General features: G+C 48.3%; 24 protein-coding genes and 2 tRNA genes. 12 read left to right on the top strand and 14 right to left on the bottom strand.

Annotated elements, in window-relative coordinates; all coding sequences use genetic code 11:
* Positions 1-109: 109 nt before the first annotated feature.
* From lon to MKZ32_RS11470, 5 genes are all read left to right on the top strand, one after another.
* Positions 110-2,521: an endopeptidase La gene (gene lon, locus MKZ32_RS11490; protein ID WP_239797393.1), complete on the top strand. Its 2,412-nt coding sequence runs from the start codon at positions 110-112 to the stop codon at positions 2,519-2,521.
* Between the two features lie 101 nt (positions 2,522-2,622).
* Positions 2,623-2,698 (top strand) — tRNA-Val (locus MKZ32_RS11485).
* 14 nt (positions 2,699-2,712) lie between these two features.
* Positions 2,713-2,789: transfer RNA gene (locus tag MKZ32_RS11480), tRNA-Asp, on the top strand.
* 66 nt (positions 2,790-2,855) lie between these two features.
* A complete protein-coding gene (locus MKZ32_RS11475) occupies positions 2,856-4,745 on the top strand; it encodes a SurA N-terminal domain-containing protein (protein WP_239797392.1) in 1,890 nt (629 codons plus the stop codon).
* 850 nt (positions 4,746-5,595) lie between these two features.
* Positions 5,596-6,132 (top strand): Slp family lipoprotein, encoded by a 537-nt coding sequence (locus MKZ32_RS11470; RefSeq protein WP_239797391.1) that lies wholly within the window; start codon positions 5,596-5,598, stop codon positions 6,130-6,132.
* Positions 6,133-6,272: 140 nt separating this feature from the next.
* Here MKZ32_RS11470 and alaS read toward each other — a convergent pair whose 3' ends face one another.
* On the bottom strand, positions 6,273-8,966 hold the full coding sequence (alaS, locus tag MKZ32_RS11465; RefSeq protein ID WP_239797390.1) for an alanine--tRNA ligase: 2,694 nt from the start codon (positions 8,964-8,966) through the stop codon (positions 6,273-6,275).
* A 543-nt stretch (positions 8,967-9,509) separates the two neighbouring features.
* Here alaS and MKZ32_RS11460 point away from each other — a divergent pair.
* Entirely contained in the window at positions 9,510-10,871 is a 1,362-nt protein-coding gene (locus tag MKZ32_RS11460) for an IS110 family RNA-guided transposase (protein WP_239795878.1), read from the top strand.
* Between the two features lie 92 nt (positions 10,872-10,963).
* Here the strand turns inward: MKZ32_RS11460 and MKZ32_RS11455 are convergent, their stop codons facing one another.
* From MKZ32_RS11455 to MKZ32_RS11435, 7 genes are all read right to left on the bottom strand, one after another.
* The gene (locus tag MKZ32_RS11455) at positions 10,964-13,408 is read right to left on the bottom strand and encodes an EAL domain-containing protein (protein WP_239797389.1); all 2,445 of its coding nucleotides are present in this window, start codon (positions 13,406-13,408) and stop codon (positions 10,964-10,966) included.
* Positions 13,405-13,857: a response regulator gene (locus MKZ32_RS11450; RefSeq protein WP_239797388.1), complete on the bottom strand. Its 453-nt coding sequence runs from the start codon at positions 13,855-13,857 to the stop codon at positions 13,405-13,407. Before MKZ32_RS11450 ends, MKZ32_RS11455 begins: the two co-directional genes overlap by 4 nt.
* Before the next feature lie 64 nt (positions 13,858-13,921).
* Entirely contained in the window at positions 13,922-15,418 is a 1,497-nt protein-coding gene (locus MKZ32_RS11445) for an ATP-binding protein (RefSeq protein WP_239797387.1), read from the bottom strand.
* 31 nt (positions 15,419-15,449) lie between these two features.
* Entirely contained in the window at positions 15,450-15,620 is a 171-nt protein-coding gene (locus MKZ32_RS15750) for a hypothetical protein (protein ID WP_420887733.1), read from the bottom strand.
* Between the two features lie 9 nt (positions 15,621-15,629).
* The gene (locus MKZ32_RS15745) at positions 15,630-15,863 is read right to left on the bottom strand and encodes a transposase (protein ID WP_420887732.1); all 234 of its coding nucleotides are present in this window, start codon (positions 15,861-15,863) and stop codon (positions 15,630-15,632) included.
* Positions 15,790-15,981 (bottom strand): hypothetical protein, encoded by a 192-nt coding sequence (locus tag MKZ32_RS11440; protein WP_239797386.1) that lies wholly within the window; start codon positions 15,979-15,981, stop codon positions 15,790-15,792. Before MKZ32_RS11440 ends, MKZ32_RS15745 begins: the two co-directional genes overlap by 74 nt.
* A 127-nt stretch (positions 15,982-16,108) precedes the next feature.
* Positions 16,109-16,270 (bottom strand): hypothetical protein, encoded by a 162-nt coding sequence (locus tag MKZ32_RS11435; protein ID WP_239797385.1) that lies wholly within the window; start codon positions 16,268-16,270, stop codon positions 16,109-16,111.
* Between the two features lie 254 nt (positions 16,271-16,524).
* Here MKZ32_RS11435 and MKZ32_RS11430 point away from each other — a divergent pair, with 254 nt between their 5' ends.
* The 6 genes from MKZ32_RS11430 (at position 16,525) to MKZ32_RS11405 (ending at position 20,790) form a co-directional block, all read left to right on the top strand.
* Positions 16,525-18,498 carry a TonB-dependent receptor plug domain-containing protein gene (locus MKZ32_RS11430; protein ID WP_239797384.1) on the top strand — a complete coding sequence of 658 codons (1,974 nt, stop codon included), beginning with the start codon at positions 16,525-16,527 and terminating at the stop codon, positions 18,496-18,498.
* A gap of 16 nt (positions 18,499-18,514) precedes the next feature.
* The gene (locus MKZ32_RS11425; protein ID WP_239797383.1) at positions 18,515-19,048 is read left to right on the top strand and encodes a molybdopterin-dependent oxidoreductase; all 534 of its coding nucleotides are present in this window, start codon (positions 18,515-18,517) and stop codon (positions 19,046-19,048) included.
* Positions 19,038-19,322: a hypothetical protein gene (locus tag MKZ32_RS11420; protein WP_239797382.1), complete on the top strand. Its 285-nt coding sequence runs from the start codon at positions 19,038-19,040 to the stop codon at positions 19,320-19,322. Before MKZ32_RS11425 ends, MKZ32_RS11420 begins: the two co-directional genes overlap by 11 nt.
* 168 nt (positions 19,323-19,490) lie before the next feature.
* On the top strand, positions 19,491-19,688 hold the full coding sequence (locus MKZ32_RS11415; protein WP_239797381.1) for a hypothetical protein: 198 nt from the start codon (positions 19,491-19,493) through the stop codon (positions 19,686-19,688).
* 78 nt (positions 19,689-19,766) lie between these two features.
* Positions 19,767-20,552, top strand: a complete 786-nt coding sequence (locus tag MKZ32_RS11410; protein ID WP_239797380.1) for a hypothetical protein — start codon at positions 19,767-19,769, stop codon at positions 20,550-20,552.
* A 7-nt stretch (positions 20,553-20,559) separates the two neighbouring features.
* Positions 20,560-20,790 carry a hypothetical protein gene (locus MKZ32_RS11405; RefSeq protein ID WP_239797379.1) on the top strand — a complete coding sequence of 77 codons (231 nt, stop codon included), beginning with the start codon at positions 20,560-20,562 and terminating at the stop codon, positions 20,788-20,790.
* Positions 20,791-20,916: 126 nt separating this feature from the next.
* Here the strand turns inward: MKZ32_RS11405 and modC are convergent, their stop codons facing one another.
* The 6 genes from modC to MKZ32_RS11375 form a co-directional block, all read right to left on the bottom strand.
* Complete coding sequence (gene modC, locus MKZ32_RS11400; protein WP_239795667.1) at positions 20,917-21,987, bottom strand: molybdenum ABC transporter ATP-binding protein; 1,071 nt, start codon at positions 21,985-21,987, stop codon at positions 20,917-20,919.
* A complete protein-coding gene (modB, locus tag MKZ32_RS11395) occupies positions 21,984-22,691 on the bottom strand; it encodes a molybdate ABC transporter permease subunit (protein ID WP_239795666.1) in 708 nt (235 codons plus the stop codon). Before modB ends, modC begins: the two co-directional genes overlap by 4 nt.
* A 29-nt stretch (positions 22,692-22,720) precedes the next feature.
* Entirely contained in the window at positions 22,721-23,485 is a 765-nt protein-coding gene (modA, locus tag MKZ32_RS11390) for a molybdate ABC transporter substrate-binding protein (RefSeq protein WP_239797378.1), read from the bottom strand.
* A gap of 27 nt (positions 23,486-23,512) precedes the next feature.
* On the bottom strand, positions 23,513-25,252 hold the full coding sequence (locus MKZ32_RS11385; protein WP_239797377.1) for an alginate export family protein: 1,740 nt from the start codon (positions 25,250-25,252) through the stop codon (positions 23,513-23,515).
* A 103-nt stretch (positions 25,253-25,355) separates the two neighbouring features.
* The gene (locus MKZ32_RS11380; RefSeq protein WP_239797376.1) at positions 25,356-25,784 is read right to left on the bottom strand and encodes a TOBE domain-containing protein; all 429 of its coding nucleotides are present in this window, start codon (positions 25,782-25,784) and stop codon (positions 25,356-25,358) included.
* 43 nt (positions 25,785-25,827) lie between these two features.
* Positions 25,828-26,181 carry a winged helix-turn-helix domain-containing protein gene (locus MKZ32_RS11375; protein WP_239797375.1) on the bottom strand — a complete coding sequence of 118 codons (354 nt, stop codon included), beginning with the start codon at positions 26,179-26,181 and terminating at the stop codon, positions 25,828-25,830.
* Positions 26,182-26,408 lie beyond the last annotated feature (227 nt).

The following is a 26,408-nucleotide window of genomic DNA, read 5'->3' as shown; positions in this document are numbered from 1 at the left end:
AGTGGCATCCTAAATTAAATTGATGCGTGGCGATTTTGTATCTTGACTTGAATTATTTCGCTACGCCCTCATCTAACTATCAAGTTAATCCACAGAGGAGTTTCCTGCCATGACTGAGCATGATACTAATGTACTTGTTTCCAGTTTTTTTCCATTACTTCCGTTACGCGATGTAGTTGTGTTTCCACACATGGTCATTCCATTGTTTGTTGGACGTGCGAAATCAATCAAGGCGCTGGAATCCGCTATGGAAGCGGGTAAGAGCATCGTATTGGTGGCGCAGAAAACTGCCGCTAAAGATGAGCCTGCCGCGGATGATTTGTATCGCGTTGGTAGTATTGCTAATATTTTGCAGATGCTCAAGTTGCCTGACGGTACCGTAAAGGTTCTTGTGGAGGGCACGCAACGTGCAAAAATATTGCGCGTGCTGGATGAAAAAAGTCATTTTGATGCGGACATTGACCCAGTTCCTGTAGATGACAGTTTGGATAATGAAGCAGAAGCTATGCGTCGTGCTTTAATTAATCAATTTGACCAATATGTTAAGCTCAACAAGAGGATCCCGCCAGAAACGCTAACGTCTTTGGCTGGCATAGATGATTCCGGACGATTAGCGGATACTATAGCAGCGCATTTGCCACTTAAACTGGAGCAAAAGCAGGAGATATTGGAAATCTTTGACGTTCGAAAGCGTCTTGATCATTTGCTGGGCTTACTGGAAGCCGAGCTCGACATCCTGCAAGTAGAAAAACGCATTCGCGGACGTGTCAAACGGCAGATGGAAAAGAGCCAACGCGAGTATTACTTGAATGAGCAAGTAAAAGCGATACAGAAGGAGTTGGGCGAAGGTGAGGATGGTGCAGATTTCGAAGAATTGGCAAAGAAAATCAAGGCTGCGCACTTGCCTAAGGAAGCGCGTGCCAAGGCTGAAGCCGAAATGAAAAAATTGCGCTTAATGTCTCCTATGTCTGCTGAGGCGACTGTAGTGCGTAACTACATTGATGTGTTGGTTGGTTTGCCTTGGAAAAAGAAAACAAAGATTAACAATGACTTGAAATCTGCCGAAGAAATTTTGGAAGCGGATCACTATGGATTGGAGAAGGTAAAGGAACGTATCGTGGAGTATCTTGCGGTGCAGCAACGCGTCGACAAGATGAAAGCGCCTATCTTATGTTTGGTTGGGCCACCGGGTGTTGGTAAGACTTCGCTTGGTCAGTCTATTGCACGGGCGACAGGCCGTAAATTTATTCGCATGTCGCTAGGCGGGGTGCGTGATGAGTCAGAAATTCGTGGCCATCGCCGCACTTATATTGGTTCTATGCCTGGTAAAATTTTGCAGAACATGACTAAAGTTGGCGTGAAAAATCCGTTGTTCCTACTTGACGAAGTAGATAAGATGGGTATGGATTTTCGTGGCGACCCTTCATCGGCCCTGCTTGAGGTGCTTGATCCAGAGCAGAACCATACTTTTGTCGATCATTATGTCGAAGTCGAATATGACTTGTCTGATGTAATGTTTGTTGCGACCGCAAATACCATGAATATCCCCGCTCCGCTTTTGGATCGCATGGAAATTATTCACGTGTCAAGTTATACCGAAGACGAAAAAGTAAATATTGCGATGCATTATTTAATTCCAAAAGCACTTAAAAACAATGGATTGAAGCTTGAAGAAATTGGTATTTCAGAAAGCGCAATTCGTGACATATTGCGTTATTACACCCGTGAAGCGGGAGTGCGGGGGTTGGATCGAGAGCTTTCCAAGATTTGCCGTAAAGTGGTGAAAGCGCTGTTGCTTAAAGGGCGTGATAGCAAGGTAACGGTGAATGCTCGTAACCTGGAAAAATATCTTGGGGTGCGGCGTTATAGCTATGGAATCGCAGAGAAACATAACCAAGTTGGACAAGTAACCGGGTTGGCGTGGACAGAAGTTGGCGGTGAGTTGCTAACTATTGAAACTGCGGTATTGCCGGGTAAAGGTAATATTACTCCTACTGGTAAGTTGGGCGAGGTTATGAAAGAATCGATTCAAGCTGCACTTAGCGTAGTGCGTAGCCGCGCTCGCAGTTTGGGTATTTCTGATGATTTTTATCAAAAGACTGATTTACATATCCATTTACCTGAAGGTGCTACTCCAAAAGACGGGCCGAGTGCGGGTGTAGGTATTTGTACGTCGATAGTCTCGGCATTGACTGGCATTCCGGTGCGTGCTGATGTGGCAATGACCGGGGAAATTACGCTGCGGGGTGAGGTGCTACCGATTGGTGGATTAAAAGAGAAGTTGCTGGCGGCTCAACGTGGTGGCATTAAAGTTGTTTTGATTCCGGAAGAAAATACCAAGGATCTTGTTGAGATCCCCGATAACGTAAAAAATAAACTTGATATTCATCCGGTTAAATGGATTGAACAGGTGTTGGAAATGGCCTTGGAGCGTAAGCCAGAACCGCTACCGGAGGCTGTGCCAGTAGTCAATCCAATTTTGGTGGCGGACGAGAATCGTGCTACTGTGATTAAGCATTGACGCACGCTAGTACTAGCGAGTTGATCAAGTTCCAGGCAGTGAAGTACCGAAATTCTGTGCTGGTAAAGGTCTAAAGAATGCTGTAAAATGCTATTTTTATTGGGTGCTTAGCTCAGCTGGTAGAGCGTCGCCCTTACAAGGCGAATGTCGGGGGTTCGAACCCCTCAGCACCCACCAGCTGTTTAGTTATTGGAGTGGTAGTTCAGTTGGTTAGAATACCGGCCTGTCACGCCGGGGGTCGCGGGTTCGAGTCCCGTCCACTCCGCCATATTAAGGCGAACGAAAGTTCGCCTTTTTTTCATTTATTGTAAATAAACTATATCGGGCGGCTATTATGTTTGATTTCGTGCATGGGAACAGACGGTTCGTACAAATCGTGTTGTTGCTCATCATTTTGACGTTTGCATTTTGGGGTGTGGATTCTTACAACAAATCATCTCATAGCGAGGCTTTAGCTACGGTAAACGGTGAGAAAATCAATCAAGCGGAGTTCGATCAAGCTGCGCGCCAGCAGCAGGATAGAATGCGTAAAATGATGGGTAGTAACTATGATCAAGCTATGTTTGATAAGCCCGAAATAAAACGCTCGATTCTGGAAAGTTTGGTTAGCCAACGTTTGTTGATGTCGCAGGCGCGTTCCATTGGGTTAACTGTAAGCGAGAAATATTTGGCTCAGAGTATCGCTGGCATTGAGGTGTTTCAGAAAGATGGGAAATTCGACAAGCAGCTTTACGAATCAGTATTGCGCCGTGAGAAAATGTCGCCGCTGACATTTGAGGCAAGCGTAGCACGAGAACTATATATGCGTCAGTTGATTGATGCGTATATGCGGAATGGTTATGCATCAAGTATAACTGCGAATAATTTAATACGCTTGAATGAACAGCAGCGCGTTGTTGCTGTGGCAAAAATTTCTTTTGAATCATACCTAAAACGGGCGAAAGTGGATGAAGCTGCGGTTCAAAGTTATTATGATATGAATCTGAAAGAGTTTCAGACGGATGAGCAAGTGCGGGTGGAGTACGTGACATTCTCAGCCGATGCATTGCAATCACAAGTGACAGTGGATGATGATGAAATTAAGAAATATTATGAAGAGCATCAGAATGAATTTGGTTCACCTGAACAGCGCCAGGCGGCGCATATCCTGATTGCGACGGCCGCGCAGGCATCCGATGCAGATAAGTTGGCTGCCAAAGCTAAGGCAGAGCAGGTGTTACAGCAGGTTAAGCAGTCACCGGATAAATTCGCCGAGCTAGCTAAACAACATTCTCAGGATCCTGGCTCCGCTGCGAGCGGAGGGGGTCTTGGCCAGTTTGGACCTGGTATGATGGTCAAGCCTTTTGAGGAGGCCGTATTCAAGCTTAAGATAGGGGAAATTAGCGGTTTGGTACAAACGGATTTTGGCTTTCACATTATCAAGCTGTTGGCGGTGAATCCTGCTAAAACTTCCTCGTTGATTGAAGTAAAGAGTGCTATTGCGCAGAGATTAAAACTGCAAAAAGCAAATGATAAGTTTGCAGAGTTGGCAGAGAAATTTAGTAATATTGTGTATGAGCAGAGTGATACTCTAAAACCAGCTGCAGAACTGGTAAAAATGCCGCTACAGCAAAGCGGTTGGTTGAACAAAAAACAGGTTGGAGCATTGCCTTGGACGGACAAAGCATTGCAAGCTGTGTTCGCTGAAGATGTAACGAAGAAAAAGCGCAATAGCGCAGCCATCGAGATCGCACCCAATACCTTGTTCGCGGCACGGTTGCTGGAATATAAGCCAGTTAGCACTCGCTCGTTGAGGGAAGTGAGTGAGGGTATTCGTCAGAAACTACTGCGTAAGCAAGCGTTAGAGTTTGCGGTCAAAGAGGGCCAACTGGTGTTGGCGCAGTTGCAACGTGGTGAGAAGGTTAATGTGGAATGGACAGTGCCGACTACCATTACGCGCGAACAACATGCTGAGCTTGATAATAGTCTGGCTCGTCAAGTATTCCAAGCAAACGTGGCTATTCTTCCGGCATATGTGGGCATCGAAAATGCACAGAATGGCTATGAACTGGTTCGTATCGATGCAATCAAAGAAGTTACTTCCATCAACGAGACCAAGCATGCCGGTTATATGCAACAACTGCGTCAAATAACTAGTGATGAAATGTTCCAAGCATATCTTGCGGATGCTAAAAAACACGCTGACATTACCATGAAATCTTTTTCTGCAGACGAAAATAAATAATCTGTTTCCTTAGCGTACCAAGAGAGTTCTAGCGGCAAGAATGATGGCTAGTAGCCTGTCGGGCTTCGGGTTTTGTTTCCGCAAAATATGTTGATTATTATGTATGAATGCATTATTCCTGAATAATAGGCACATCAATATAATCAATTGTTACGGTTGAAGTTTGATGGACGCCTAGTTTTACTGTAGTGGTGAAGGTATTAGTTCTGGCATTGCCGAAAAAAGCTTGGCATATCGTTTGGTGGGGGCCATAGTGAGCCTTTATCCATTTTTTTCGTGGTCACTGCCCCGCTCATTATTTTGACCCGAGATGCGTACTGAGGAGTGGTTGCTGATCGAATGGCCCGAAACTCAACCAGAGCCATCAAAATAATTTTTCTTTTCCGCCCCCCGATAAAGCTACATAGGAACTCAAGCAGAAATTTAGCCTCTCGCATTCAGAGGACGGGGCTGGTAGGGCTTTCAATCATCATGTCACTCTGTGCGTTGTGCGGCCTACAGCTTTCTCGTTACACAACGCTTCAACCATAATGGCTTCAAAACAACCGTGCTTGACCAGAAACATCTTCTTTACCCGAAGATTACATTCCTCGCGGTAGCCAAACGAACACCGTGGCATGTGCCGAACTCTATTTCATTGCTGCGATTTTTCATCGCGCTAGCTACCACCAGTACGCTTCAGTTATGTCTTTGCTGCGGTGGGTAGAGGGGTGACATGTTGAATGACCAATAGTGCTAGACACTTAATTTGATTTATGTTAAACAATTTATGCATTATCTGAAGCGCTGTGCAACTTGGCTAGTAGGTGTCAATACTATTAAAGAATTTATAAAACTTAAGGAGGCTTCCATGAATCGCTGGATTTTTCTTTTTCTGCTACCAATTGCAGTTGCTGGTTGTGTTACCGTTCCAAAGCCGCTGGCAGTTGGCTCATTTGTTGAAGTTACGCCAAGCACCGCCCAAAACGATAATTTTGTAGGTCAGCGTGTACGTTGGGGGGGCAGTATTGCAAATACGGAACCAGGCAAGAATGAGACGTGTTTTGAGATAGTGAGTCATCCATTGGACAGTAATGCAAGACCTCTGGAAACTGATATGACTTGGGGGCGCTTCATTGCCTGTGCCCCCGACTTTTACGATCCCGAAGTGTATGCAAAAGGCCGTGAGGTGACAATAATTGGTAATATTCAAGGTGTCACAGTGCGCAAGCTTGGCGAATACGAATATCACTATCCTCAGATCATCGCCGAAACAGTCTACTTATGGCCGAAGCTCATTCCCTATTCATATTATGGGTCACAGTATCCTTACTATAATAGTTATGGGCCGTACTGGTATAACCCTTGGGGTCCATGGCGAGGTCGGTTTGGAAGTCCTTACTGGTAGTAAAAAACAGGATGCTAAGAACGAATGCATATGTGTTTCGGAGATCAATATTTCAGTCAGATAAGGAAGCCTTTCTAGCAGGGATATTGCATAGCGATAACATGCAAAAAATTGCCTATCCCTGCTTGGATTTGATTTTGCTATAGCTTTCTCTTTACCCAAGCCGATACAGATGCAAGCGCTGTGGCCAGGTATTCGGGTTGCGTACCCCCTGCTTGAGCCATATCCGCGCGGCCACCGCCTTTTCCGCCCACCTGCTGCGCCACCACATTAACCAATTCTCCCGCTTTTACTTTTTCGGTAATATCAGCGGTCACACCAGCAATAAGCATAACTTTTCCATCAGCCACGGCAGCTAATACGATGGCCGCCGATTTAAGCTTATCTTTCAATTTGTCCAGTGTCTCACGTAATATCTTAATATCCGCACCTTCCAAAAGTGCAGCTACTATCTTGACGCCGTTAATTTCTATAGCCTGACTTGCCAAATCTTCACTTTGCGAAGAAGCTAATTTAGATTTCAAGGTAGCAAGTTCTTTTTCAACCGCCTTTATCGTCTCTTGCATTAGCGCAACACGTTGGGTTAGTTCGTGTGGCTGTACCTTAAGTGTGGCGGCGACCTCATGTACTTTTGCATCCAGCTGTTGCACCCAGTTCAGCGCGCCCTCCCCGGTGATCGCCTCAACACGGCGGATGCCAGCAGCTACACCGCTTTCCATTACAATCTTGAATAAACCGATGTCGCCGGTGCGCTGAACATGTGTACCACCGCATAGTTCTGTGGAAAATTCGCCCATGCCTAACACGCGCACTTCATCACCATATTTTTCACCGAACAATGCCATGGCACCAGATTTTAGTGCATCGTCATAAGTCATCACTTGCGCGTTCACCGCAGCATTCGCCTGAATGGCATGGTTCACACGATTTTCCACTTCGCGGATTTGCATATCGGTCATCGGTGCGTTGTGGCTAAAGTCAAAGCGTGTTTTTGTCTGATCTACCAGCGAACCCTTCTGTTGCACATGCGCACCCAATACATCACGTAGCACCCGGTGCATCAGGTGCGTGACTGAGTGGTTACGGATGGTGCGCGCGCGCGCAGCTTTATCGACAATAGCTTCGACTGAGTCGCCCACCTTGATCAAACCACTCTTTACTTGTCCGTGGTGACCAAACACATCGGGTTGGATTTTCTGTGTATCTTCTACAACAAAAAGCGTTGGATTATTGGAGGAGATTTGCAGCACGCCTACGTCACCCACTTGCCCGCCAGATTCCGCGTAGAACGGCGTATTGTCTAGCACCACAATACCGGTATCAGAAGCGGAAAGCTCTTGCACAGCCACGCCATCCTTGTACAACGCCACTACCTTGCCCTGCGTAACCAGTTTTTCGTACCCGTGGAATTGCGTTTTCACGCCCTCATATTCCAGCCCCGCACCTATCTTGAACTTTCCCGCCGCGCGCGCCTGTTCGCGCTGACGTGTCATGGCATCATTAAAACCAACTTCATCAACAATGACACCATGCTCACGACATACATCCTGTGTCAGGTCGAGTGGAAAGCCATAAGTGTCGTGCAAAGTAAAAGCAATATGTCCCACAAGGATTTTTGGTTGAAGCAACTTGCCTTCCTCTCGACCTTTTCCATTACTCGAGCTAACATCAAAACCAAGGCCATCCGTTACGATTTTATCGAGTGCTACTTCAAGCATTTTCATACCATGCTCAATAGTCTCAAAAAAACGCTCTTCCTCGATACGCAGTACCTCAGTCACCCCCGCTTGCGCTGCGACTAACTCGGGATATGCCCCGCCCATTTCTCTGGCAAGATCAACTACTATCTTATGGAAAAATGCTGCGCGACAACCCAGTTTATAACCATGCCGGATGGCACGGCGGATAATACGGCGCAGCACATAACCGCGCCCTTCATTGCCGGGAATCACCCCATCCACAATTAAAAAGGAACAAGCACGAATATGGTCAGCGATCACCTTGAGCGAGTTATTGGTAAGGTCGTTAGTGTTCGTTTCGCGCGCCGCCGCACAGATAAGGTTCTGGAACAAGTCAATATCGTAATTGGAATGCACGTGTTGCAATACTGCCGCGATGCGCTCCAATCCCATGCCAGTATCCACCGATGGCTTAGGCAACGGGTGCAGCACACCGTTGTCATCGCGGTTGTATTGCATGAATACCAAGTTCCAGATTTCAATATAGCGATCACCATCGGCCTCCGCACTGCCCGGAGGGCCGCCCCAAACATCAGGCCCATGGTCGTAGAAAATTTCCGAACATGGACCGCATGGCCCGGTGTCTGCCATCTGCCAGAAATTATCGGAGACATAGCGCTTGCCATGATTGTCACCGATACGCACAATGCGCTCGACGGGTACGCCTATTTCATTAGACCAGATGTCATAAGCCTCATCATCCTCGGCGTAAACTGTTACCCACAGCTTGTCAGCTGGCAACTTATAAATCACAGTGAGCAATTCCCATGCATATTTGATGGCACTGAGTTTAAAATAGTCACCAAAGCTGAAATTACCCAACATCTCGAAGAATGTATGATGCCGTGCGGTATAACCCACGTTTTCCAGGTCATTGTGCTTACCACCCGCACGCACACAGCGCTGCGAAGACGTAGCGCGTACATACGGACGCTTGTCGTGGCCGAGGAAGCAATCTTTGAACTGCACCATACCGGAGTTGGTGAACAACAACGTAGGGTCATTGCTTGGCACCAATGGGCTGGAAGGCACAATAATGTGCTCTTGGGAGGCAAAATAATCTAAAAATTTCAGACGGATTTCGCTGCTGTTCATCTGTTCACCAATCTTAAAAAAAGTACTTATTCTTCTGTTTCATTAAGGTGTGAATAATACCATCCGACCCTACCAGGCTGCACCCCCCATTTCTTATAGCAAGCAGCTGGAGTAAACGACGAAATATTTCAGAGGAATTTAAATAATGGAGCTGGTCTATGCATCGAGTATTTCTTAAGGACAGAGTCTGAAATTTGCGAACAGCACCATACGTTTTTTCTTGCCAAGCTCTGATGGTCCTCAGTAACGAGAAAGAATAATTGATATTGAAGGGTTAGCGTAGTAATCGGCCCCGTGCCGCAAATCGCGCCGAAGAAACACGTCGCTCTCCGAATGTGGCAAAGTGGAATGAGGTGCCACGGAAGACCGGAATAGCAATGGTGCATATTGCCCGAGGGTTAGCGTGGTCATGGGTGACGTCATCGACATTGATGAATTGGCTTGGCGTTGTTGGGACGCTTGGCCGATATCCCGTTTAAGAGAGTGAGCTTGACGACGTACCCGATGTGGCACCACATTCCAAAACGAATGATGGAGATAATCATGGTGCAACGCAAGCAAAAAATCAGTATCAAACCCGGCAAATCCAGAGAGCCTTTAACGATCACCCATCCCCATGCGGCTGGAGTCGATATCGGTAGTTCGTCCCATTACGTATCTGTGCCGCCGGACAGGGACGACGAGCCTGTCCGGGAGTTTTCGAGCTTTACGGTTGACCTCAACGCCTTGGCCGACTGGCTCGACGCTTGCGGGGTGGACACGGTCGCGATGGAATCCACGGGCGTGTACTGGATCCCTTTGTTCGAGCTTCTGGAATCGCGCGGCTTCAAAGTGTTTCTGGTCAATGCGCGCCACGTCAAAAATGTCTCGGGCCGCAAGTCTGACGTGCTGGACTGCCAATGGTTGCAGCAACTCATGACCTACGGTTTGCTTCGCGGCGCATTTCGTCCTACCGAAGCCGTGTGCGTATTGCGCTCTCTATGGCGCCAGCGCGGGATGCTTTTGAGAAGCCAGGGCACGCATGTGCAGCGCATGCAAAAGGCGCTCACGCAGATGAACATCCAGCTCACCAACGTCATCTCGGACGTGGTCGGCGAGACGGGGCAAAAGATTCTGCGCGCCATTGTCGCTGGCGAGCGCGACGGTCAAGTGCTGGCCGCAATGAAGAATGTGCGCATTCGCGCTACCGCTGACGAAATCGCAAAAAGCCTGCAAGGCAACTGGCGCGCAGAGCATCTGTTTGCGCTCAAGCAAGCGCTGGATATGTTCGATTTCATCGGCACACAGCTAGCCGAGTGCGACCGTGAGATCGAGGGGCAATTGCAAAGCCTGCAAGTTCATGACGGCGAACCAGCGAAGGGAAAGAAGCGTGGTCGCGCCCGCAACGCGCCGAAGTTTGATCTGCGCACGCAATTGTTCAGGATGTGCGGAGTTGATCTTACGCGCATCGACGGCATCGACGTCACCACCGCGCTTGCGGTGATCTCCGAGACCGGGGCGGACATGTCGCGCTTCCCCACGGCAGGGCACTTCGCGAGTTGGCTGGGGCTATGCCCCGGCACCAAGATTACCGGAGGCAAAGTGATGAGCGGCAAGACCAAGCGCGTAGCCAACCGGGCGGCCCAAGCCTTGAGATTGGCCGCAGCAGCATTGCGCAGCAGCCAGTCGGCGCTGGGCGCATATTTCCGCAGGATGTGCGGGCGCATGGACAAACCTAAAGCCGTAACCGCCGCCGCGCACAAGTTGGCACGCCTGATTTACACCATGCTTACCAAGGGAGAAGAATATACCGACCAAGGGCAGGACTACTACGAAGAACGCTATCGCGAAAGAGTGTTGCGGCAACTAGCCCAGCGCGCTGAAAAAATGGGGATGAAACTCGTCGTCAATGAACAGCCCGCTTAACTCTACTTTTTAAAATCAGTTGGTTGGGAGGTGTTTCTTAAGAGAGTTTATGACAGCTGGGGAAAGATTTACTTTCAGGAAAACGACTACATCTAAAGTTCAAATAATCCCCTACCTGAAGAAAGAAGCTTGGTGAACTCCTCAGCGCTTACGGGTTGACTGAAGTAATAACCCTGTATCTCATCACATCCCTGCTGTTTCAGAAAAGCCAATTGTTCGGCGGTTTCCACCCCTTCGGCGATAACTTTTAGCTTGAGGCTATGAGCCATTGAAATAATGGTGCTTACAATTACCGCATCATCCGTATCTGTCGTCAAATCGCGTACAAACGATTGATCAATCTTAAACTTATCAATTGGAAAGCGCTTGAGGTAGCTTAAACTGGAATAGCCCGTACCAAAATCATCCACCGACAGTTTCAGCCCCATCGCCTTCATGTCCTCCAGCAATAAAATTGCGGCTTCCGCATCCTGCATGACGACACCTTCGGTAATTTCAAGCTCCAGGCCAGACGGAGCCAGGCCGCTTTCACTAAGAATCGCCTTAATTGTTTCGCCGAGATTCTTCTGGCGGAACTGCACGGACGAAAGGTTTACCGCCATGGTAATTTTCATTAACCCCAGCTTGCGCCACTCCTGGTTCTGGCGACAGGCCTCGCGCAACACCCATTCACCAATTGGAGGGATCAGACCATTTTCTTCCGCGATGGGGATGAATTGCGCTGGCAAAACTTTTCCATGCAGGGGATTATCCCAGCGAACCAGCGCTTCCGCACCGATGATGTGACCGCTTTGCAAATCCACTTGTGGTTGGTAAAGTAGAAATAATTCGTTCCGTTCCAAAGCGTGACTCAACTTATTCTTGATCAATATTCGTTCAAGTGTCCGTCGGTTCATCTCACGGGTGAAAAACTGGTAATTATTACGCCCATTCCCCTTAGCTTGGTACATCGCGGCGTCAGCATGCGCTATCAGAGATTCACTGTCGGTCCCATCTTCCGGGAACACGCTGATGCCGATGCTGGTGGTCACTTCAATTTCGTTGCCATCGACTACATAAGGGCCGGCAATGGATGCCAGGAGCTTTAGGGCAATCATGGCAATATCATCCGTATTTTCAATATACGGCAACATGATGGCAAATTCGTCGCCGCCTAGCCGACTGACCGTATCACTCGTGCGTGCAACACTGTTGATGCGACCGGCGACAAGCTGTAATAGCTTGTCGCCGGTGAGGTGACCCAATGTGTCGTTAATAGCCTTGAAGCGATCCAAATCAAGGAACATAACGGCCACCTTACGCTGTTCGCGTTCAGCATGAGCAATCGCCTGTGTTAGACGATCATGCAGCATCATGCGATTAGGCAGACCGGTGAGAAAATCGTGCTGCGCAATGTGGACCATGCGTTCTTCTGCCGCCTTGCGCTCGCTGATATCGGAAACCACCGCAATATGGTGACTAAATTCGCCCCGTTCGTCCTTCATCGTGCTAATGCTCAACCACTCAACGTAACTCTCTCCGTTCTTGCGGCGGTCAGTTATTTCGCCCTGCCAACGGCCAGTCTTTTTGATACTCTGCCACATTTTGTCGTAAAACATCTTGTCCATCAATCCGGAATGAAGAATCCGCGGGTTCTTGCCAATTGCCTCAGTAGCGCTGTAACCGGTAATGGTGGAAAAAGCCGGATTGACTAACATAATATTGTTACTGGCATCTGTCACTGCTACGCCTTCATTGATGGTATCGAATATGCGCGCGAATAGTCGGAGCCGTTCCGTGGCCTCTTTTCGTTCGGTAATATCCTCGATCACCTCAATAAAATAATCCGGCTCACCAGTGGAAGTGCGAGTAAGCGACCATGTAAGATTGACCCACACTGGCGAACCGTCCTTGCGTGTATAGCGTATTTCCTTGGTCGAGCTAGGAACATCGCCAGCCAGTAACTGCTGCATACTATTCAGTTCGTCCGGCATATCGTCGGGATAAGTGATGCTCGGACGATCGTGTGTCAGGAGTTCTTCTTCAGAGTAGCCAGTGATGACGCACAGTTTGTGGTTGACGCGCAGCCAGCGCCCATCCAGCCCGACATGTGCGATGCCAACCGCGGCTTGTTCGAACGTCGCGCGGAAGCGCTGCTCGGACTGAAAATGGGTGCGTCGCGCTTGCGCCGCCTGTAACTCGCGCTCGATAGCGGGAATCAGACGCTTCAAATTGCTCTTTAGCAGGTAGTCATGCGCCCCTGCCTTGATCGCCGCCACGGCCAAGTCTTCACCGATGGCACCGGAAACAATAATAAACGGCAGATCACGTCCACTTTGCTGCACAATTTGTAACGCAGCGAATGAGTCAAAGCCTGGCATAGAGTGGTCTGAAAGCACCAAGTCCCATTCACCCTGTTTCAGGGCCTGACTCAAGCCTTCTGCGCTATCTACTCGCACATGAATGAGTTCATGGGTTTGCTGTAAATATCGCGTCAATAGTAGTGCATCATCTTCCGAGTCCTCAATGATCAGCGTACGCAATGTTGGCTTGTTCATTTTGCGCGTCTACCTCTTGGAGGCGTTTCGTTGATTGCCAGCCAATATATCCCCAGGTTGCGCACCGCCTCAGTAAACTGGTCAAAATCCACTGGCTTAAGGATATAGCTATTAAGACCGAGTTTATAGCCCGCTATCAGATCATGCTCCTCGCTCGAGGAGGTGAGAATAGCCACCGGTAACAGTGCGGTTAGAGGGTCTGCACGCAATTGCTTCAATACTTCAAGGCCATCCACTTTAGGCAATTTTAAATCAAGCAAGATTAGCGCCGGCATTGCATTCAGGTCACGCTCCGCATATTTCCCTTTTCCAAACAGATAATCGAGTGCTTCTGCCCCATCGCGCGCCACCACTACTCCGTTGTCGATACGGTTTTGCTTGAGCGCACGCAGGGTAAGCGCTTCGTCATCGGGATTGTCCTCGACCAGCAAAATAAATTTATTACCCATGCGGTTTCCTTATTTGTTGATAATTGCCTAATTAGAGTTCATGGTGAGTGGAACACACGCTTATTTATGGCAAAGTGAAATAAAATGTCGAACCCTTATCAGGTTCCCCTTCCGCCCATACTCGACCACCGTGGCGGTGGATTATGCGCTGCACCGTAGCTAATCCAATCCCGGTACCGGGAAATTCGGTCATGGCGTGCAGCCGCTGAAATGCAGCAAAAAGTTTGCCGACGTATGCCATGTCAAATCCTGCTCCATTGTCACGAACGAAGTACACAGATGCTTCGACTTGGTGAGTTACACCGATTTCGATATGTGCTTGTTCGCGTTTAGAAGTAAATTTCCACGCATTGCCCAATAGATTCTCCAGCGCTACTCTCAGTAAGTGGGCATCGCCCCGTACCGTCATTCCTGGCGTACAAACGAATTCCACGTGACGTTCGGGCTGTGCTTGTTGCAATTCGTCGGCCACCGTCTGTGCCAACATGCTCAAGTTCACCGTCTCAAAACTCATTTCACTACGTGTGACGCGCGATAGCTTAAGCATATCGTCAATCAACTGCCCCATGCGCTGGGTAGCCGCGCGTACCCGTTGCAAATAATCTTTACCCGTTTCGTCCAGGTGCGCACTATAGTCGTCGAGTAAGGCTCGGCTGAAGCCATCTATGCTGCGTAGCGGCGCACGCAAATCATGCGACACCGAATAGCTGAATGCCTCCAACTCTTGGTTGGCCGCAGCCAGTTGGGTGGTACGCTGCACTACTTGATCTTCTAATTCCACTGACACACGACGTAAGCGTGTGATTACCAGTGCGAGCGCCCCCAACCCCAGTGCCAGCAGCGCGCCAAAGAGAATAAAGACGTCGCGCAGATCAGCGTGACTTTGCGCCACTACACTGTCCAATGGCCGAATAATCTCTAGCACACCGCGCACATCACCGACTTTCCAGTCATGCTTAGGGCTGTCTGGACGTGCATTGTGGCAGCTTATACATTCCGCGTGCATGACATCCGCCGTCGCGTAACGTAGCGATGCGCGTCCCTGAAAATTTTCAAAACGGTAGTACGGCTGTTGCGGATGCGCTTGCAACGCTGCCAAAGCTTGCTGTTCAAAATCATCATGTGCACCGCCGTCCTTGCGCCAGGGAAAGGGGTAATTGCTATATAAACGCACCACCATGCCAGAACCGAGCAAGCTAATCCTTCTGCCGAGTTCCATACTAAAGGTGGCAGGTAACGGGATAGCGCCCGGTTTATCCAGGTAATCGTGGGTCACTTCAATGTTGTGGTCGCTCAAGCGATCCACAACTTCAGATGTGTATAAGTTGCGTAACTCCATTAGAGATTCTGCATGCATAGTAATGCCCTGCAGTGCTGCGGACTGCATCAGGGTGGTCGTGGCGTGAGATAGATACCACAAAGCCAGCAACGTACCGCTACAAAAGATAATGCTTAACACCAGAATAGTGTGCTTATAGAGTGGGAGCAGGCATGCTGCCCAAAGTCTTTTTAATCGTTGACGCAACTCGGTTGAAATTACTGATAAGTTTGCTGATCGCATGGCGTATTCCCTTTCAAACATACAGCCAGTATTAATTATATAAATTAAAGATAGTATTGTGGAGTTGAGTCCTATTAACTTCACGCTTGCGCCAAATGCACGGCGATGCATTTATATTGTATACGGCCGTGAAATCTTTAATGGCTTGCGCAAGCTTGTCAATACTCTTGAAACTTGCTTCCCGCAATACTTCACGCTGCAAAATTCCAAATCATATTTTAATCTGATTGAGCCAATTCGCCGACGCGGGCGTAAAGTGAAGTGTCCCGTTGGGGTGAGCGGCGAGCCAGTCGGCATTCCCTTTATGGGTTGATAGATTATCCAAAATAATGTAAATCCCGCGTTCCGTTGCTTCTTCTGTAATAGCATCGTCAAGAAATACCTGAAAGTCTATGTGTTTCTTTTGCCCACTGCTGTTGCCCTGAATTTGTCCAGCGACCTGCAATCTTGCCGATACTGGTGTGGATAGAACCGCAGGTTGGCAGAAGTGTACGGCAATTTTGCCAAGACAAATAATATATTGATTTTGAATGGGGAATAGTATGTTTAGGGGTATCACCCATTTGAACGTGAATTTTTGGGAACTGCAATTTTCTCCCCGAGATTTTGCATCATGTTCTTAAGTAAATTGGTGTTCGCGCAATTTATGGAACATCTACCCCTTTATACGTTTCGCCGCTGTGTGCAGCGTTACCCTTCAAAATCCGGGGAAAACTCTTTCGCATTTCGATCAGTTTCTTTGCGTGGTGTTTTGCGAATACTTGCTTTCATGTCAACTCTACGTATCTTTTGACAATTTTTACTTTGTGTAAAAATGTTGTCGTTTCGTTTGCTTTTATTAATGTTAGTCATGTCTACCGCCTCCTGATTTTTTCTTTAGTACAACGTTAGTTCGCCTTGCCTCGGCATAAACGGTAATCAAAGTGGTGCTTGACTTCCATATCGTTATATTTTAAATTATATAACGATATGGAAGTGGTGTTTTTTACATATCAATTATTCAGAACTTTTAACTCAGGGAAAATATGCATAAGACAGGATTAAAAAGGCGGGCATTGACCCCGGTTAATCGGAACCTCAAAAAACCCTTACTTACAGTTGTTCTCATGGCTCTTGGAGGCACATCGCCGGGATGGGCCGAGCAAGCGAGCATTAAAGCAATGCCATTTGAACTGGGCACCATCACTGTTTCTGCAACTCCCTTGCATGTCGGCGAAATCGGCGAAGATCAGGTTGCATCGGTTGTCACTCAGAAAGAAATGCGGCAATTCAACCGCGACAACGTCGGTGACGCGCTAAATCTGCTCTCCGGTGTCACGTTGTCGAACAACTCCCGCAATGAAAAAATGATCTCGGTCCGAGGTTTCGATTCGCGCCAAGTTCCACTTTTCATTGACGGTATTCCGGTTTATGTCCCGTATGACGGTTATGTAGATTTTAATCGCTTCACCACCGCTGATCTTGCCGCCATCCAGCTTGCTAAAGGGTTCAGTTCGGTCGCGTATGGCCCCAATGCCATCGGGGGTGCTATTAATTTGATCTCCCGTAAGCCAAAAGCCACATTTGAGGGCGATGCCTCGGTTGGCTTCGGTTCTGGCAATGAGCGGTTAGGGCAGGCCAATGTGGGTACCAACCAAGGAAAATGGTATCTGCAGGCTGGCGTATCGCATTTGGAGAGCGATTACTTTCCGCTGTCGTCCGATTTTAGGCCAACAGCCACAGAAAATGGCGGTAAAAGAAATAACTCTTACCGCAAGGATGACAAGCTTTCTCTCAAGGTCGGCCTGACGCCAAACGCCAGTGACGAATATACGATCAGTTACTACAAACAGGATGGTGAAAAGGGACAACCGGAGTCTACCGACCCTGCCGCTGCTCGATACTGGAAGTGGCCCTACTGGAATAAGGAAAGCCTTTATTTTATTTCAAAAACCACACTGGGGAGCTCCGAAGCTGTGAAATTTCGCCTTTATCACGATAAATTTGACAATGAGGTCGACAGCTATACCGACGGCACCTACTCTACGTTGAAGACTTCTGGTTTGGGAAGTGTCGCAACCGGGCGCAGTATATACAACGACCGTACCAGTGGCGGCTCGATTGAGCTGGAGTCAGTGCGCTTTCGTGCACATACCGTGCGCTTAGTCACGCACTACAAGACCAATGAACATACGGAATTGGATGCCTTTGCAAGCACTACCACCATTTACAAGGACACGCTCGTTTCCTATGCGGCGGAAGACAATATCAAGATTAATTCCGTGCTGAATCTTTCCCTTGGCCTCGCTCACCATCAACTTCGGCCTGATACGGTATTCAACCTGGGCAATCCGTATTCATTACCCAGCGCCAAATCAGCCAATAATGCGCAGGCCGGGTTGTTCTACGATTGGTCGGAGAGGGTTCGGTTCTACACTACGGTAGCGCAAAAAACGCGTTTGCCTACTCTCAAGGATCGTTATTCCCAACGCTTAGGCTCCTTCATTGAAAATCCGGATTTGCAACCAGAACAATCCATTAATTATGAGATCGGCTACCAAGGCCGACCATGGCAAGGTGCCAAAGCTGAGGCGGCAATCTATTACAGCGATATCAGCGACAAGATTCAATCGCAATTCGTCGGAACTGTCGCTTCCAGTTGCATATCTACCGCCAAATGTCAGATGCAAAATATTGGCAGGGTACACGCATCGGGAATTGAGCTTGGATTGCGCAGCCCGGTTCTTTCCTGGATGGAATTAGGTGGCAACTACACTTATACCGACCTCAAAAATGTCAGTGACCCGACAAATAAAGTAATTGATGTGCCGCGGCAGAAGCTGACTGCCAATGCGATTGCTCATCTGAATGGCTATATCGACCTCGTGGGCTTCGTCGAACACAACAGTAGTAGATGGGTATCGAACACGATGGAGCTCGCGGGATTCACCACCATGAATCTGAAAGGAGTCTACCGTCCTACTAAAAGCCTCTTTGCTGAGGTGGGCGTCAACAACCTGGCAGACAAGAATTACTCGCTCGCCAACGGGTTTCCGAATCCTGGGCGTATGTGGTTTGCCAAAGCCAGCTATCAATTTTAATTAAAAGGAAAACCCCATGATTCACTTCATCCGCAGCAGTTTCTGCCTCGCCGCTGTCCTCCTGGCCGGAAGCACTTTTGCTGCCGCTATCGTAACCGACCCATCCAAGTTTGAGACAACGAGCATTTCCGTTTCTGGCGTTGTGGAACACAAACTCATCCTGAACGTAGACGACTTGAAGCAGTTTCCCGCTCATCAAATCAGCGAAACTCAGGTTGTCGGTCAGTTTGGAGGCAAGCCTGTAAAAATGAAAGGCGTTCTGCTCCGTGACATTCTAGAAAAGGCAGTAGTCGTTTCGCACCATCACAATGATGTCAAAAAGATGGCCATCATCGCCATCGCTAGTGATGACTATAAGGTCATATTCTCATTGAATGAAATATTCAATTCCCCGGTCGGAGAGGGAGTGATGGTGTTCTTCGAAAAAGACGGGCAACCTTTAGCGAAAGAAGAAGGACGTATCGCACTTATTTCTACCAAAGATATCCGCACCGGTCCGCGCCATGTCAAGTGGCTGAAAGAGATCGAGGTGCGCAGGATTGTCGAATAATCATTCCGGCAAGATGCGAGGAGGTATCAGGGTCATCGACTTAGATGATGGCCCTGCGTGTCGAAGATATAGCTATCCCCTTCGCATATCGTGGCTGCCGTCAGTTATCGAAGACATAAGCTTGTTCGTTACCAGCCACGAGTTGGAACATGGACTGTTGATCGGCATTCGCGCCATTAGCATCTGGTGGCGCCCTGCGGCGCGCATACATGGGGAAACCGTACGGCTGAGCAACCGCTCACTATCCTGTGGGCAGCCAAGCAGTTTCATTTAAAGCTATTCGCAGACCTCGATCTGGTGGCCGAAACGCGGCGTTTTTACCACGAACTTTTCGGAATCACCATTACACAATCTCAGGCAACTGAGATTCTCGCGGGCGGACCACGCACCATGCAAATAGCAAAATGATTTGATTCACATCATTAACGTTAGGAGATAGAACATGAAGATGAATGCGAATAGGAAGATGGATATGGATATCAATCTGACAAGTGGCAAGGTCGATCTCAACACCCTCGAACCGCCACCGTCTGTTGCTGTCATTCGCCGCATCGGCGATGGGTTTAAAGTCTTCCAGGTGCTGCGCGCAGGCTATAAGAGTGGCCAGTTCGACTGGCTGGAGCACCACGGACCAGCATAAAAATCTGCAATCGCTGCCTCGCTGAGGCTGCGTGGCAGCCATCTCGGCGGTTTTCTGCAGGCACTTGAAGACGCTGGCTTGCTAGTCAGGCAGAACGGCACCTATGCCTTGGCGCAAGAAATGAGCGATGTTTTGTGCTCGACAAGTCCATGGTGCCAGGCGAAAGTGATCGATAATATGTACGATTCATCCTGCGGCTGGTCTGATCTTACCGGATTCATGTCGGAGGGATGGACACCAAAGACACCTGCGAAGGCCTTACCCTTGACGTTACATCCATTTCTAGGGGAGGCGCGCCGTCTTGTTGCCTACCTGGTAACACGCCGTGATCTCGCGCGCGTGCGTAACTTGCTTTGCTTCGATGGAGACAACGGCTTGCTCGCCGCTGCGCTCTGCCAACAGTTTACGAATGCACGCGTTACCGTAGTCGTTATGCCGGATGCTTTGGCGCACACCGAAGAAATTATCGCTACAAGCGGACTAGCCGGGCGCTGCCGCGTCGTAGCGGGTACACCGCTCGATCCACCGACCGCAGAGTTATTCGATTACGCGGTACGCTTTCACAACCTCTATTCTGTGCGCAAATTCACTGCCAATTCGCTGGCCGCTATCGCCTCCCGTCTGTTACCGGGAGGTGAACTGTGTTGCGCCCACTGGTTCTGCCTCGAAGCTTGCGAAACCGTCCCGGGTGGCATGCGCGATCTGGACAAGGGGATGCTAACCAACAGCCACCAGCTATGCCACGTCGAACAGTTCTGCAAATGTCTGGATGAGGCCGGGCTAATCAATGCCGAACGCGATGACCTGGCTGGCGAGTACGGCAATACCAAACTACATTTTGCCCATCGTCCAGCGAGCGCGTGAGGGGCGTATGATGGAAACGAGAACCAAGACCTGCTCTCTCATTGCTGAACTGCGCGCAGCCGCGCTCGACCGTCTCGGGGTCGAGGCTGGCTCATTACATTTGGAATACGCAACACTCGGCATATTTTTCACCGACAGCAAGCTTGATATCCTTGTCGGCGACTTGCGCGTGATACCGATATTTATATTGTCACTTTTACTTTCGGCAGTTCCAATTTTATTTTTTGAGTCCAACTAAATATCGCTTAACAGGCGTGGTGTAATGTAGGCCAGTAGCATATGGGTTACTCAAAAATAAACGCAAAACTCCTCCGCGCAGAATAGACATTCTGTCCGTCTAAGTTTCAACACATCTGATTTATCTTTACTCCGCCAACGCAACCGTCTTGATCATGGCATACACGACAAGTCCTTTGCGTAAGTCGAGTCGATCACGTGACCATGCAGTGATTTCAGCGAACAGATTTTGCCCTTCACTTAACCGTAAACCCAGCAGCACGTGCCCCTCACGAGCGGGGTCTATACGCTGCACGGTCACGGGCAATACGTTCAACAGACTCGTGTTCTCCGGTTTAGTGAGCGCGATTCCTATATCCTTGGCAAGAATACGCAAACGTTGCGACTTGCCAACGCTATCTGAATAAATAGGGGTGCTCAACCAAAAACAATCTTGGCCAACATAAAAAGACGTTAACCCATGCTCTTTCTGCCCCAGCTGACCTTTGATGACCGACACCACGCCGTCATCGTGAAACAGCGGGGAATCCGACCGAGATAAGGTGTGTTTGAGCGTTTCAACGCGGTCGATGCGTCCATCCCGCAAAAACACCACTCGGTCTGCAAGACGCTCTACTTCGGCGGGCGCATGGGTAACATAGACAATCGGCACATCCGCTTCTTCGACCAAGCGCTCGAAATAGGGAAGAATCTCCCGCTTGGTTTGAGTATCGAGCGCCGAAAGGGGCTCATCCATCAAGAGCAGGCGCGGACTGGTCAACAGCGCACGCCCCAAGGCAACACGCTGACGCTCCCCACCGGAAAGTTTATTAATATTACGTCCAATCAGGTTTTCGATGCCCAACATACGAACCACTTCATCCAGATGGAGTTTACGCTCCGCAATCGGGGTGCGCTTGTAACCGTAGAGGAGATTTTCACGTACAGATAGATGGGGTAATAAACTGGCTTCTTGAAAAACCATGGCGATCCGACGCCGATGGAGGGGTACCCAGCTGCGTCCATTCAGCCAAACTTCATGGCGAAAGCTCACGCGCGCGTCGCTCGGGCGCTCCAGACCGGCAATCAGTCGCAGCAATGTCGTCTTACCCGAGCCGGAACGTCCGAACAGAACGGTGACACCCTCCGCGGGCCAATCAACATCGACATCAAAAACAAAATTTGAACGGGTAATCCGGGCACGTACTGACACGGTCATGGTTTTACCATCTCAAAACCTCGATTAAACCGGTACACCACAAACAGTACGATAAACGCGAGGATCAATAGCATCAGACTCAGTCTTCCCGCAGCGGCATACTGCATCCCTTCAGTATAGCCATAGATGGTGGTTGATAATACGTGGGTCACGCCCGGAATATTGCCGCCCACCATCAGGACGACCCCGAACTCGCCCATGGTGTGAGCGAAAGTGAGGGTCAGGGCAACGATGAAGCCACTTTTAGTCATCGGTAAAATGACGCTAAAGAAACAATCTATCGGACCTGCGCCGAGTGAGGCAGCCTCCTCAATCGGGCGTCGCCCCAGATTAGTGAAGGCTTGCTGCAAGGGTTGTACGGCAAAGGGCATGGAATACAACACTGAGCCGATCAATATGCCCTCAAAAGTAAAGGCAAGATGATGGAGTCCCATGTTCTCTAACGTTCCGCCGATAAAACCGCGCGGGCCCAGCGTGATCAAGAGATAAAATCCCAGCACGGTGGGCGGTAACACCAGCGGCAAGGCAACCACCGCCTGCACGGCGGTTCGACTGGCAGAGCATCCGCTAGTTAACCACCACGCAATCGGCGTGGCAATCACCATCAAAATTAGGGTCGTATATAGACAAAGCCGTAGCGTAAGCCAGATTGCCGTCCAATCCTCTGCACTCAAACTCAAGCTTTGTCTTAAGTACTCCAACATCAGTACTCCAACATCCATTTTTCAACCTGTTATTTTTTAGGCACCACAAAGCCATAGCTTTCCATGATTTTGCGCGCTTCGGGCGTCTGGAAGTAAGCCGCAAATCGCCGTGCAAGTGAGCTGTCTTTGGCTCGCTTCGTGATAACGAAGGATTGTGCCAACGGTTCATGAAGACCGTCATCAATTAAGCTATAGCCACCTTGTTTAACCATTGCAGGATTAAGCGCCAGCGAAAGGGGAATAAGCCCGGCATCGGCTGCCCCGGTACTTACCATCTGTGCGGTATGTTCAACATTTTCGCCAAAGACGAGCTTGTCCTTGATTTTTTCCCACACTCCGGCTGATTTCATCGCTTCCTTGGCACGCATACCGTAGGGTGCCAGTTCGGGGTTGGCGATGGCCAGTTTACGAATGGTCGATTCAGAAAGTTTTTGCAGGGTCAGCTTAGTGGCATCCGTCGTTGAAGACCAAATTACCAGTCGGCCAACCGCATAAACTACTGGATCAGTGCTCGTTAGCCCTTCTTTCTTCAGCATCTGCGGAAAATTAGTGTCCGCCGCGAAAAATATATCAAAAGGCGCGCCATTCTGGATTTGTGCAGCAAATTTTCCTGATGCGCCATAAATAGTCTTTACTTCATCATTGCGGTGTTCGGCATTAAATTTATTCACGATATCGGTCATAGCAAATTTAACACTGGAAGCGACGACGATCGTGATGTTTTCTGCCATTGCGATGCTGGATCCAATCGCGAATGCTACTGCGATAGCAAGAGTGTGAAAAACTTTAATCATGGTAAAACTCCTTTTTATTGGTTGGAATTAAAATGCGACTACAGTAGCGTCTATCCATACTAGGTGGGAGTTTTCACCCCTTCCAGGCGTCGCTTTCTGGGATGTCGCAATGGCAAAATCCCCCGCCATGAAGTAGGAATAGCCGATGACCATCCCTAAGTACTTATTGATTGGAAATTGCGCACGCATGTCAAATTCATTGCCTATATCCTTGCCGCTTTTTCCCGTTGTGTCGCGCAAGTTGTTTCCCCCAGCCCAGCGATCGGTGGCACTGGCTAGTTTGTACCAGCTATAGCCAAAATCAAGTTTTAAGGTAGCGGTAGGGTTGAACTCTCCGCGAATCTTAGTGGCATGGATATTTTCCATCTGGATATAATCAGTATGGGACCACGGTCTGGCAAAGCCGAATAAACGCTCAAAACGTTGACTTTTATTGTCATTTGGATTTTTATCGCCGCTGGCATAGCCTAAATTGGCCATGACACGGGGTTTCCAAGCATGGTTGAAGGTATAACCTGCTTCCGCGTTATAACCATAGGCATCGTGATTCTGCCCGTTATCGGTACCCCATTGTTTGACATAGTTCAAGTCCCAATCGATACCGGTATTGCTTACTATCCCATAGGCACGCAAGCCCCCGGTGTTAATTTCACGATTGGTTTTGTCGGCTGCGATGGCAAGTGCGCCCGTCGAAGCATATTTTACCTTACTGCCATTTTGTTGCAGCAAGTAGTAATAAGGTTGCAGCGTGGCTATGTTTGACCATTTGCGCACATCAAACATAGCCCCGTAGAACCACTGACCTTCATTGGCTTTGTCCGCTTGCTCCATAAAACGAACTATTGGATTAAAGGCAAAGACAGTTCCTTGCCAGTCGCTATTTTTTTGGCCTAAAACTGCACGGTAACCTTGGAAATTATTCGTGGTATTACGATATTCATTTCGTGCAACCAAGCGTTTGTCTGTTAATTCAAAAGCCATACGTCCCGCTCGCAGACTGAGCGGCCTATCGTTACCCAGATCATCCACACCCAGTGCATCCTTAAAATATAATTCTCCATAACCTTGAATAAATTCTGTTTTATTGACCTCCAAATTGGTATACGGGTATCCCTGGTTAAAACGTCTAGAATCTTGGAATTCAAAGGTAGCGCGTAATGGGTCAAATTTGTTTTTTACAGCAGCATAAAGGCGTGTCCGTAATGAGATGGGTTCATCCACTGTATCTGTTCTTCGGCGAAAGTCATTTTCACGAGATTCATAACGAAGTCGAGCTTCTACACCCAGGTCCAACCAATTAACATCTTGCCAACCGTCAATATCTTTAAGCCATGTTTTATTAGCTTGCTTGACATAGCGAGGGGGTTCAGTTTGAAGGGCTAACCCAGAGCTACGGTATTGAACATAATAACTAGGCGTCTGAGCCGGAGCCTTAGCCGGGGTCTTAACTTCTGATGTTTCAGTTTTAGTTGTTTTTTGTACTTGCAAGGAAGTATCCGCTTGGGCGATTACTTGCGATTGCTCCATTGCGGGTATTTCCTGACCCAATTCTCCTATTTGCGGTTTTAACTGTGTATTTTCCAGTGCTGCGGAATAGGGGGATGCCACTAACAAACTACTCGCCAAAATACCGGCTCTTAGACTTGATTCTGACATTTTAATTTTAAAAAGATCTGAATCGCGAAATTCTATTAATTTTGTAACTTTCTTGAAACTGACTGCCTTATTTATCATTTTGCCTAGTGGGCAATAAAAAGTTTTGATCATGATCTCCCCTGAGTAAACTATCTAAATTCGAAATATAAAAATATATACAGCGCTAATTAAAAAAAACCGCATTAACTGCGGTATTACTACTTATTGGTTACAGTTATTCATTAACGGCAATAAGAACGTGAGAAGCCTTGATTAATGCACAAGCTGGACTACCAATCGAGAATTTGAGGAAATTTTGCGATTCATTGGTGATGATTGAAACCAGACTATTGTCATTGCCAAGATCAATTGCCACTTCAGTGTTTACAGCACCCTTTTCGATTCGGCTGACCACCCCACACAGTCGATTACGTGCCGAGGTTGTGATCTTTTCGTCCGCCAGTGCCAATATCACCCACGATGATTTGATTAGCGCATAGGCAACTTTTCCTGGCACAAGGCCGAGTAACCGTGCACTTTCGATTGTTACAATAGCGTATACAGCAGTACCACTTTCTAACCTAAGTGTGACCTCTGAATTAACTACTCCATCAATAACTGTTTCAATAATCCCTTTCAACGTATTACGCGCACTTGTTCTCATTTAAATTACCTTGGCAGTTATGAAAATTATCCAGCGTTTGTTATTAATCGAATTCATCCAATACTGCAACTGACTGAAATAACTGTGTTTGTAATGCACTGAGGCGACTCAATTCAACTACTAGTTGCTTCCCTATTTCAGTTAGTTCGGCTCCGCCTCCTCCGTGTCCTCCTTGCCATGACTTGACCAGAGGTACTCCAGCTAGACTGTTCATTTCTTCAACTGCTACCCAAGCCCCTCTGTAAGTCATGCCGACCGCTTTTGCGCCATTGCTAATTGAATTTGTTCGACCAATCGCGGCGAGTAATTCGAGTCTTCGCGGGGAAATCCATCCGCCACTGTTTAAGCAAAGTGACAGTGATGCCCTAAAGTTTCCAATTTTATTTTGGGATGGCATGAGCGAAATGTAGCACACTAAATAACGCATGGCAAAAAATCATAATCTCGCTAAGGTTGCCTGATAATTGCATGAACATAATGGATGGCAAGCGAGAAGGATTTGCTTCTTCTTCCTGGATTCATGCATAAAACATGCCGTTTGAAACTATTTAGACCGAATTGATAATGAAAATAGAAATTGGATCGTGTTATTAGTAGTGTTTACAGAGACGAGAATCAAAGCGC

The sequence above is a fragment of the Candidatus Nitrotoga arctica genome, from assembly GCF_918378365.1.
Classification (GTDB): Bacteria; Pseudomonadota; Gammaproteobacteria; order Burkholderiales; family Gallionellaceae; genus Nitrotoga; species Nitrotoga arctica.
The sequence above is the reverse complement of the archived record's forward strand: the minus strand, read 5'-3'. Positions and strand labels throughout refer to the sequence as shown.